The sequence below is a fragment of the Phenylobacterium sp. genome (genome assembly GCF_013822795.1).
Lineage (GTDB): Bacteria > Pseudomonadota > Alphaproteobacteria > Caulobacterales > Caulobacteraceae > Phenylobacterium.
The window spans coordinates 1-8,612 of sequence record NZ_PNLB01000038.1; the positions used below are offsets into that span (position 1 = coordinate 1).

The 8,612-nt window shown below is 66.7% G+C and carries 11 protein-coding genes, 1 tRNA gene and 1 pseudogene; 2 read left to right on the forward strand and 11 right to left on the reverse strand.

What is annotated here, in order from left to right; genetic code table 11:
- The 10 genes and pseudogenes from C0481_RS21690 to C0481_RS21735 form a co-directional block, all read right to left on the reverse strand.
- Positions 1-198: pseudogene (locus tag C0481_RS21690) on the reverse strand (50S ribosomal protein L7/L12); the annotation flags it as partial.
- Positions 199-243: 45 nt separating this feature from the next.
- Entirely contained in the window at positions 244-759 is a 516-nt protein-coding gene (gene rplJ / locus C0481_RS21695; protein ID WP_293407821.1) for a 50S ribosomal protein L10, read from the reverse strand.
- A 349-nt stretch (positions 760-1,108) separates the two neighbouring features.
- The gene (locus C0481_RS21700; protein WP_293407822.1) at positions 1,109-1,546 is read right to left on the reverse strand and encodes a DUF5367 family protein; all 438 of its coding nucleotides are present in this window, start codon (positions 1,544-1,546) and stop codon (positions 1,109-1,111) included.
- 59 nt (positions 1,547-1,605) lie between these two features.
- Positions 1,606-2,433, reverse strand: a complete 828-nt coding sequence (locus tag C0481_RS21705; protein ID WP_293407823.1) for an enoyl-CoA hydratase-related protein — start codon at positions 2,431-2,433, stop codon at positions 1,606-1,608.
- Positions 2,434-2,474: 41 nt separating this feature from the next.
- Positions 2,475-3,671 carry an acetyl-CoA C-acetyltransferase gene (locus C0481_RS21710; protein WP_293407824.1) on the reverse strand — a complete coding sequence of 399 codons (1,197 nt, stop codon included), beginning with the start codon at positions 3,669-3,671 and terminating at the stop codon, positions 2,475-2,477.
- 132 nt (positions 3,672-3,803) lie between these two features.
- Positions 3,804-4,493 carry a 50S ribosomal protein L1 gene (gene rplA, locus C0481_RS21715; RefSeq protein WP_293407825.1) on the reverse strand — a complete coding sequence of 230 codons (690 nt, stop codon included), beginning with the start codon at positions 4,491-4,493 and terminating at the stop codon, positions 3,804-3,806.
- Between the two features lie 4 nt (positions 4,494-4,497).
- Positions 4,498-4,929, reverse strand: a complete 432-nt coding sequence (gene rplK, locus C0481_RS21720) for a 50S ribosomal protein L11 (protein ID WP_293407826.1) — start codon at positions 4,927-4,929, stop codon at positions 4,498-4,500.
- 234 nt (positions 4,930-5,163) lie between these two features.
- The gene (nusG, locus tag C0481_RS21725; protein WP_293407827.1) at positions 5,164-5,727 is read right to left on the reverse strand and encodes a transcription termination/antitermination protein NusG; all 564 of its coding nucleotides are present in this window, start codon (positions 5,725-5,727) and stop codon (positions 5,164-5,166) included.
- An 8-nt stretch (positions 5,728-5,735) separates the two neighbouring features.
- A complete protein-coding gene (gene secE, locus C0481_RS21730) occupies positions 5,736-6,047 on the reverse strand; it encodes a preprotein translocase subunit SecE (RefSeq protein WP_293407828.1) in 312 nt (103 codons plus the stop codon).
- Between the two features lie 66 nt (positions 6,048-6,113).
- Positions 6,114-6,189 (reverse strand) — tRNA-Trp (locus C0481_RS21735).
- Positions 6,190-6,397: 208 nt separating this feature from the next.
- Here C0481_RS21735 and C0481_RS21740 point away from each other — a divergent pair.
- The gene (locus tag C0481_RS21740) at positions 6,398-6,952 is read left to right on the forward strand and encodes a lysozyme inhibitor LprI family protein (protein ID WP_293407829.1); all 555 of its coding nucleotides are present in this window, start codon (positions 6,398-6,400) and stop codon (positions 6,950-6,952) included.
- On the opposite strand, the gene C0481_RS21745 is transcribed toward C0481_RS21740, so the two are convergent.
- Positions 6,949-7,137 carry a hypothetical protein gene (locus C0481_RS21745; RefSeq protein WP_293407831.1) on the reverse strand — a complete coding sequence of 63 codons (189 nt, stop codon included), beginning with the start codon at positions 7,135-7,137 and terminating at the stop codon, positions 6,949-6,951. The two genes, C0481_RS21740 and C0481_RS21745, sit on opposite strands and share 4 nt — an antisense overlap.
- Before the next feature lie 617 nt (positions 7,138-7,754).
- Here C0481_RS21745 and C0481_RS21750 point away from each other — a divergent pair.
- Positions 7,755-8,543, forward strand: coding sequence for a CVNH domain-containing protein (locus tag C0481_RS21750; protein ID WP_293407832.1), 789 nt, complete (start codon positions 7,755-7,757; stop codon positions 8,541-8,543).
- The last annotated feature ends 69 nt before the right edge of the window (positions 8,544-8,612 follow it).

Genomic DNA, 8,612 nt, shown 5'->3' on the forward strand with positions numbered 1-8,612 from the left:
ACCGGCGGTCAGAACAACGGTGAACTCGGTTTGCTCTTCAGCAGCTTCGGCCGGGGCGGCAGCGCCACCGACGGCGGCCACGGCGACCGGCGCGGCGGCCGAGACGCCCCACTTGTCTTCCAGCAGCTTCGAGAGTTCAGCGGCTTCCAGAACGGTCAGGGCCGACAGTTCTTCAACGATCTTTTCAAGCTTCGACATAGTTTAGGTCCTTACGGAAATAGAGGTTGTGTTCGGGAATGACGATCAGGCGGCGTCTTTGGCGGCATAAGCGCCTATGACGCGAGCCAGCTGACCAGCCGGAGCCTGCAGGACGCCGGCGACCTTGGTGGCCGGGGCTTGCAGAAGGCCGATGAGCTTGCCGCGGAGCTGGTCCAGCGAAGGCAGGGTCGCCAGGGCGGCGACAGCCTTTTGGTCCAGGACCTCGGTCCCCATGAAACCGCCGACGATGGCGAACTTGTCGTTCCCCTTGGCGAATTCAGCAGTGACCTTGGCGGCGGTGACGGGGTCCGACGCGTAGGCGATGGCGACCGGGCCGGTGAACAGGGCGTCGCCCGCTTCACCGATCGAGCCGTCCAGAGCCTTTTGAGCCAGGGTGTTCTTCACCACCTTCAGCGCGGCGCCTTCCTTGCGGAGACGCAGGCGAAGATCAGTCATTTCCGCAACGGTCAGACCCAGATTGTGGGTCACGACCACGGCGCCGGCGTCGGCGAAGACGCCCTTAAGCGTCTCGATCGACTCCTGCTTTTGAGCGCGGTCCATTGCGGTCTCCATACTCAGATAGATCGCCGGACGATTCCGACGATCGCAGCAGACGACCCATGCGAAGGCGAACCCGCGCGCGGATCGTTTAGGCCTGTCCTTTTCCGGAGAAGTCGCAGGTCACGCGCCCATCGAAGCCGATGGCCGGCGAAACCTCATCTTCCCGTCTCCCCATGGCCGTGGAAGGGCTCTTCCACACGTTACGGTCCCAGGCGGCCCCTGGTTCCCCACAGTTCTTGGACAGGATGGAAGGGCGAACCCTTCCGTCCACGCCGCCCCTTACGAGACGACGAAACTCTTGAAGGCGCGGCTCTTACACCGATCGTGACCGGTTGACAACCACGCGGGCCTAGCGCGGTCGCGTGGCGATCACCGCGGTCGTCAACATCACCGCATAGGCCCACAGCACGAAGGCGCCGAACAACGGCGCATGGTCGGGCGGAAAGTTCGGCAGCACGTGGACGAAGAACACCGTCACCCCGGCATCGAGCACCATTTGCGGCGCCACGAACGAAACGAGCGCCGACATCCGATGACGCTGCTCGATCTTGCGCAGGAACAGCAGGGTCGCGATCACTAAGCCCGAGCCGGATATTGCTCCGGTGATCAGCAGCGTCCAGGCCGGCCGGTCGACCCACGCGCTGGGCAGCAAGCGCAGGATCAGCGTCGACACCGCCCAGACGAACGTGCCGCGCGCCGCGAACCAGAGATAGAGATGCAGTGCGCCCTTGGTCTGGGCCTCCGCCGCGTCTTCGGTCGCAAGTCCCGCCAACTCGACCTTCTCCATCGCGGCCGCCCCTTCGCGCTTGGGTCGAGCTTATCCCGGCCGCGAGCGAAGGGAAGGCCTCAGCCGGTCCAGGTCGCCCGGCGCTTCTCCATCCAGGCCTTCACCCCTTCCTTGTAATCGGGGTCCTTGATCATCGCCTCCAGCAAGCGCTCGGCCTCGGTGACGGCGCCGGCCGCGTCACGGTGCAGGTCACGGTAGATCTGGCGCTTGGTCTCCCGCGCCGAGCCGGGCGCGACATTGGCTGCGAGGGCCTGCGCGTATTCCATCACCGTCGGCATCAGGGCCGCGGGCTCGACCAGGCGATTCAAGAAGCCCATGGCCGCGGCCTCGTCCGACGTGAACGTCCGGCTCGACAGCAGGATGTCGTTGGCGTGGGTCAGGCCGACGATCCGCGGCAGCACCCAGGACAGGCCGAACTCGGCCGGGAAGTTGAAGCGGCCGTGCGCGGCGGTGAACTTCGCGCCCGTCACGGCGAAGCGCAGATCCGCAAAGGCCGCCAGAACCAGCCCGACGCCGGCCGCCGCGCCGTTGATCGCCGCGATGATCGGCTTGCCCACTCCGAAGTGATAGGCGAACGCAGCGTCGAAGTTGGGATCGACCCCGAAGCCCGGCCGGGCGATGTCGTCGCTGGTGCCGGGATCGTATCGGCCCTTCTCGGAATGGCCCTCCAGCGCCCCGAGGTCGGCCCCGGCGCAGAACGCCTGCCCTTCCGGATCGCCGGTGACCACGATCACGCGGACCGCCTTGTCGGCGTCGGCCTCGCTCAGCAGCCAGCGGTACTCGGTGTGCATCCGCCCGGTCCAGGCGTTGCGCCGCTTGGGCCGGCTAAGAGTGATGACGGCCACGCCGCCCTCGACGATCTCGTAGCGTGTCGTCTTCAGTTCCATGGAGGTCCTCCCAAACCTCGTCCCGGCCGCAGTCGTCGCCGCTAAGCCGCCTCGAACACCGCCGCGATCCCCTGCCCGCCGCCGATGCACATGGTCTCCAGACCATAGCGGCCGCCGCGGCGCTTGAGCTCGTGCAGCAGGTTGGCGAGGATCCGCCCGCCCGTGGCGCCGATCGGGTGCCCCAGCGAGATGCCTGAGCCGTTGACGTTCAGCCGGTCGCGGTCGTCCCAGCCCCAGCCCTTCAGCACCGCCAGCACCTGCGGTGCGAACGCCTCGTTCAGTTCCACCAGGTCGATGTCGTCCCAGCCCATGCCGGTGCGGGCGAACAGCCGCTCGACCGCCGGCACCGGACCGATGCCCATGCGCGAAGGTTCGCAGCCGGCGGCCGCCCAGCCCACGAACCAACCCATCGGCTCCAGGCCAAGCTCGGCCAGCTTGTCCTCGGCGACCACCAGGCAGGCGGCGGCGGCGTCATTCTGCTGGCTGGCGTTGCCGGCGGTCACCACCCCGCCCTTCTCGAGCGGCTTGAGGGCGGCCAGACTCTCGGCCGTCGCATCTCCGCGCACGCCCTCGTCCTTGGCGAACAGGACCGGGTCGCCCTTCTTCTGCTTGACCGGCACAGGCACGAGTTCGTCATCGAACTTGCCGGCGGCCCAGGCCGCGGCCGCGCGCTGGTGGCTCATCGCCGCGTACTCGTCGCACTCCTCGCGGCTGATCTGGTAGTCGCGGGCCAGGTTCTCGGCGGTCTCGATCATGCCGCTGATCACGCCGAACCGCTCGATGGGCTGGCTCATCACCCGGCCGCGAGCCAGGCGGTCGTGCATGGTCACCGAGCCGGCCCGCGCCCCGCCCCGCATGTCGGTGCTGTAGTACTCGACATTGCTCATGCTCTCGACGCCGCCGGCCACGACCACGTCGGCCGCCCCGGTCTGGACCATCATCGCCGCGTCGACGACGGCCTGCAGGCCCGAGCCGCAGCGGCGATCGAGCTGATAGCCTGGGACCGTGATCGGCAGGCCGGCGGCCAGCGCCGACCAGCGGGCGATGCAGGGCGCCTCGCCGTTGGCGTAGCCCTGGGCGAAGATCACGTCGTCGATCTTTTCGGGATTGATCCCGCTGCGCTCGACCAGCGCCTTGAGAATGACTGCGCCGAGGTCTCCGGCGGTGACGCTGGACAGGCTGCCCAGGAACTTGCCGACCGGCGTGCGGACGGGGGAGACGATGGCGGCGCGTTTCATGGGCGTTTCCTCGAACGACGTATGCATCGTCAGTGGCGAGGCACGCCCCTTCGGTCAAGCGCGACCGGGCAACGAAAAGGGGAGCGGCCTTGCGACCGCTCCCCTTCGAAGTTCTACCGATATGGCTGGCGCTTAGGCGCCGACCGAACCGGTATCCACCTTGAAGCCCGGGCCCATCGTCGACGACAGGCTGATCTTCTTGATGTAGGTGCCCTTGGCGCCCGACGGCTTGGCCTTGTTCAGCGCGTCCACGAGAGCGCGGACGTTGATGAGCAGGGCTTCTTCCGAGAACGAGGCCTTACCGATGCCGGCGTGGATGATGCCGGTCTTTTCGGTGCGGAACTCGATGGCGCCGCCCTTGGCGTCCTTCACGGCTTGGCCGACGTTCGGGGTCACGGTGCCGACGCGCGGGTTCGGCATCAGGCCGCGCGGGCCGAGCACCTTACCCAGACGGCCGACGAGGGCCATCATGTCCGGCGTCGCGATGACGCGGTCGAACTCCATGAAGCCGCCTTGGATGCGTTCCACCAGCTCTTCGGCGCCGACGATGTCGGCCCCGGCGGCGGTGGCTTCGGCAGCCTTGGCGTCCTTGGCGATGACGGCGACGCGGACGTCGCGGCCGGTGCCCGACGGCAGCGAAACCACGCCGCGGACCTGTTGGTCGGCGTGACGCGGGTCGACGCCCAGGTTGACGGCGATTTCGATCGACTCGTCGAACTTGGCCTTGGCGTTGGCCTTGACCAGGGCGACGGCGGCTTCGACGGTGTGGGCGGCGTTACGGTCGCCGGTCCAGGCCTGAATGCGCTTGGGTTGCTTAGCCATGTGCTTAGGCCTCCACGATTTCGAGGCCCATCGAGCGCGCGGAGCCCTCGATGATCTTGGCGGCGGCTTCAACGTCGTTCGCGTTGAGGTCCTTCATCTTCTTTTCGGCGATTTCGATCAGTTGGCTGCGCGAAATCTTGCCGGCGTTCTCACGGCCCGGAGCCTTCGAGCCCGACTTCAGACCCAGGGCCTGCTTGATGTAGTGGGTCGCCGGCGGGGTCTTCGTGATGAAGGTGAAGGACTTGTCCTGGTACACCGTGATGACGGTCGGAAGGGGCGTGCCCTTCTGTTCCTTCTCGGTGCGGGCGTTGAACTCTTTGCAGAAGCCCATGATGTTGACGCCGCGCTGACCCAGCGCCGGGCCGATCGGCGGCGACGGGGTGGCGGAGCCCGCGGGCACCTGCAGCTTGATATAGCCCAGAATCTTCTTGGCCATTGTTTCTCCTCGTGACCGCAAACCGGTCGGTTGAGCCGTGGTGCGGGGTTAGGTGGCCCTCCCCTCCCACGGATTTGACGCGCATCCGCGCAATCTGGCCGATGAGTCACCGACCAGAAGGGCGCGCTCATAGCAGGACGGGACGTCCGCCGCAACGGCCGCGGCGGAACGAAAAAGGGCGGCGCTCGCAAGCGCCGCCCCTTAATTTCTCGGACCGTGATCGGTCGGCCGTGATCAGCCGATCTTTTCGACCTGGCCGTACTCGAGCTCGACCGGCGTGGCGCGACCGAAGATCGACACGGTGACGCGCAGGCGGGCGCGCTCCTCGTCGACGTGTTCGACCGAGCCGTTGAAGCTCGCGAACGGACCGTCGGTGACGCGGACTTGCTCGCCGATCTCGAAGGAGATGGTCGGCTTCGGCCGCTCCACGCCCTCTTCGATAGCGCCGATGATGCGCGCGACTTCCTTTTCCGACACCGGCATGGGCTTGGAGCCCGAGCCGAGGAAACCGGTCACCTTCGGGGTGTTCTTGATGAGGTGGTAGGCCTCGTCGGTGAGCTCCATCTTCACCAGCACGTAGCCGGGGAAAAACTTGCGCTCGGCGTTGACCTTGCGGCCGCGGCGGATCTCGACGACGTCCTCGGTCGGCACCAGGATGTCGGAGAAGTTCTCCTCAAGGCCCTGGCTCTTGGCCTGTTCGCGGATCGACTCGGCCACCTTCTTCTCGAAGTTCGAGTAGGCGTGGACGATGTACCACTTGTGGCGCGGGTTCGGGGCGATCGGAGCTTCGGCGTTCATATCTGTCTTCAAGCCCCGTTCGCGAGTTTGAGCACGAGGTTCATGCTCGCCCCCAGTCCAAGGTCGACCACCGCCAGGAACGCGCAGGCCAGCACCACCATAATCCCGACCATCACCGAGGTGATCCAGGTCTCCTTGCGGGTGGTCCAGGTGATCTTGCGGGCCTCGGCGCGCACTTCCCGGGCGAACTGCGCCGGAGTGGTGCGTTTCTTCTTGGCCGGGGCGTCCTTCGCCAGGGCCGAGGCAGGGGCGATCGCCGCTGCCGTCTTGCTGGCGCGGTTCTTCATCGCTTGCGGGGACGAACCCGGTTTCCTGGCCATCAGGCTCTTACGACTCTCTTCAGTTGGGCGGCGGACGTTCCGCGCCCGGCATACTCATATAGTGAATGGCAGGAGTGGAGGGACTCGAACCCACGACTTTCGGTTTTGGAGACCGACGCTCTACCAGCTGAGCTACACTCCTACACGGCCTGACCAGACCGTCGCAGCCTGCCCTTACTCCGCTTTTCTCGAACCGGAAACCGTTCCGAGCGATGGGTTGGCGAACCGTGGTCTGAGCACCGTTCGTGCCGCCCCTGGCGGTGTAAAATGACAAACTCCAACGATGTCGGGTAGGACGGAGGCGTATGACGCAAACCGGTTCCCATTTCAAGCCTCTTCGACGCTTGGCCGTGGCGACAGCGATCTTCGCGTTGGGCTGGGGCGGACCGGCCACGGCGATCCCGCCGCCGCCGCCGCAGGAACTATTCCTCGTCTGCGCCCGCCAGGTGTTCGCGACCGAGAGCTTCATCTGCCAGGACCCGGCCCTGGTCGCGCGCGATACAGCGCTGCGTGCGCTCTACTACGAAGCCGCAGCCCGAACGGCGACCGGCCGAATGACGCTGGAGGCTGACCAGCGCGCCTGGACCGCCGAGCGCAACCGCTGCGCCTTCCGCAGCGACCAGCGTCGCTGCGTGGAGGACGCCTACGCCGCCCGCGAGGCGGCTCTGGGCGGTGGATCGTCCGTCCTTCCCTCGCGTTCTCCAGAGCACGAAGGAGCGCCCATGTCCCCACGAGGCCAAAATCACGATGACGCCGCGCGAAACCGCGACGCAGATATGAAGCCCGGCCGCCCGCCCCGCCCGGCGACCGAACCCAAGGGCGCCGAAGGCTCGACGCGCAGTTCCAAGACCCTGACCGATCCTGCGACCGGCGAGCCCCGGCCCAGCGCGCCGAAGCCCAGTTAGGAACTCGGCGCCCCGGCGCACTCCAGCCCGAGGTACTCGACCTTGACGTCGGTCATCTTCAATCCGCAGGCGGTGACCTCGCCGGCGGCGCGGCCGGTCACCGAGATGCCGACCTTTTTCGACAGGTCGACCGCCGGGTTGGCGGCCGCTAGGTCATAGGCCTTGCCGCCCGACTTGACGGTCACGCAGCCGGGCGTTGGCCCCGCCACCGGACAGCCCACGGCTGTCACAGGTTCTCCCTGGGGCGCCGCCGAGGCCTGGGCCTCACCGCTCCCCTGTCCGCTGCAGGCCCCGCAAAGGACCAGCGCCAGACCAATCGCCGAAACACTCGCAAAGGTTACGCGCATGCTGTTTCCGTCCCTCCCGCACACGACACGTCCTCTCCGGACAAACTTGACTGTGCGCCTGGGACATTCACCCGGCAATTCAAGAATTTGACGCGTGCGTCAATTCCGGAATCAGCAGCTAACTCTTTGATTCAAAGGCGCGCTCAAGACCTTGCCGTGGGGCCGCCACTGAACTGGCTGCCAGCCCTCCACGCTCCCTTCACGCGAAATCATCGCGATCTCGGCGCCAGGCGCAGAACTGGCTCCACGGGACGCGGCCAGCTCCGACGACTTCAGAGTATCGACAGATCGCACGCTCATGTCGCCGTTCCAAGCACCTCCCACGGCGCCCCTTCCGGTTGGATTCGCTAAACCGGGAACGGCAGGCAACGCGTTCTATGCTGGCGCTTTACGGTGATGTCTAATGTCCACAACAGCCTTTCGTGGTCGAACTTGAGAGCTTGGGGTTACCTTTTATGAAGTCATGGATCGCAGCTGCGGCGCTCGCCTTGCTCTGCAGCGCGCCAGCGCACGCCCAACCGCAAGACCAGCGGTGGGGCGGCGGATGGAGCCAGGCGCCTTCGGGCAGCTACCAGCAGACCTGCCGCGACATCCGGGTCAATGGCGACACCCTGACCGCCAGTTGCGAAGACAGCCGCGGTCGCTGGAACTACAGCACGGTGAACTTCCGCGAATGCCGTGGCGACATCGGCAACAGCAACGGCCGCCTGATGTGCTCGTGGGGCGGCGGCAACGGCGGCGGCGGCGGCGGCTGGGGCCAATTGCCGTCCGGCAGCTACCAGCAGACCTGCCGGGATGCGCGGGTCAGCGGCAGCACCCTGACCGCCAACTGCCGGGACGACCGCGGCCGCTGGAACTACAGCGCGCTGAACTTCCGCAACTGCCGCAGCGACATCAGCAACGTCAACGGCCGGCTGGTGTGCGGCTCGAACGGCGGCGGTGGCGGCGGTCCCAATCCGCCCTGGGGCGGGGGGGCCAACAACAGCACCCTGATGCTCTACTCCGCCCCGGACTTCGGCGGCCAGGCCTACCAGGCCAATCGCGAGGTCACCAACCTGCCCCGCCAGTTCAACGACAAGGCCATGAGCCTGCGCATCGAGGGCCGCGGCTCCTGGCAGATCTGCAGCGACAGCGACTTCCGCGGACGCTGCCAGATCTTCGACCGCAATGTCAGCGACCTGCGCCAATACGGCCTCGGTGAAGCCGTCACCTCGATGCGCCCGGTCAGCGGCCGCCCCTACTGACGCCATCTGGGATAGGAACGATCAGGGCCGCCGGGAGACATCCCGGCGGCCCTTTTTCTTGGCCCGCAT

Excerpts from the sequence above, each read along its gene's own strand:
- C0481_RS21700 (WP_293407822.1), bottom strand. The coding sequence starts at position 1,546 with ATGGAGAAGGTCGAGTTGGCGGGACTTGCGACCGAAGACGCGGCGGAG.
- rplJ (WP_293407821.1), bottom strand. The coding sequence starts at position 759 with ATGGACCGCGCTCAAAAGCAGGAGTCGATCGAGACGCTTAAGGGCGTC.
- C0481_RS21705 (WP_293407823.1), bottom strand. The coding sequence starts at position 2,433 with ATGGAACTGAAGACGACACGCTACGAGATCGTCGAGGGCGGCGTGGCC.
- secE (WP_293407828.1), bottom strand. The coding sequence starts at position 6,047 with ATGGCCAGGAAACCGGGTTCGTCCCCGCAAGCGATGAAGAACCGCGCC.
- nusG (WP_293407827.1), bottom strand. The coding sequence starts at position 5,727 with ATGAACGCCGAAGCTCCGATCGCCCCGAACCCGCGCCACAAGTGGTAC.
- C0481_RS21710 (WP_293407824.1), bottom strand. The coding sequence starts at position 3,671 with ATGAAACGCGCCGCCATCGTCTCCCCCGTCCGCACGCCGGTCGGCAAG.
- rplK (WP_293407826.1), bottom strand. The coding sequence starts at position 4,929 with ATGGCCAAGAAGATTCTGGGCTATATCAAGCTGCAGGTGCCCGCGGGC.
- C0481_RS21750 (WP_293407832.1), top strand. The coding sequence starts at position 7,755 with ATGAAGTCATGGATCGCAGCTGCGGCGCTCGCCTTGCTCTGCAGCGCG.
- rplA (WP_293407825.1), bottom strand. The coding sequence starts at position 4,493 with ATGGCTAAGCAACCCAAGCGCATTCAGGCCTGGACCGGCGACCGTAAC.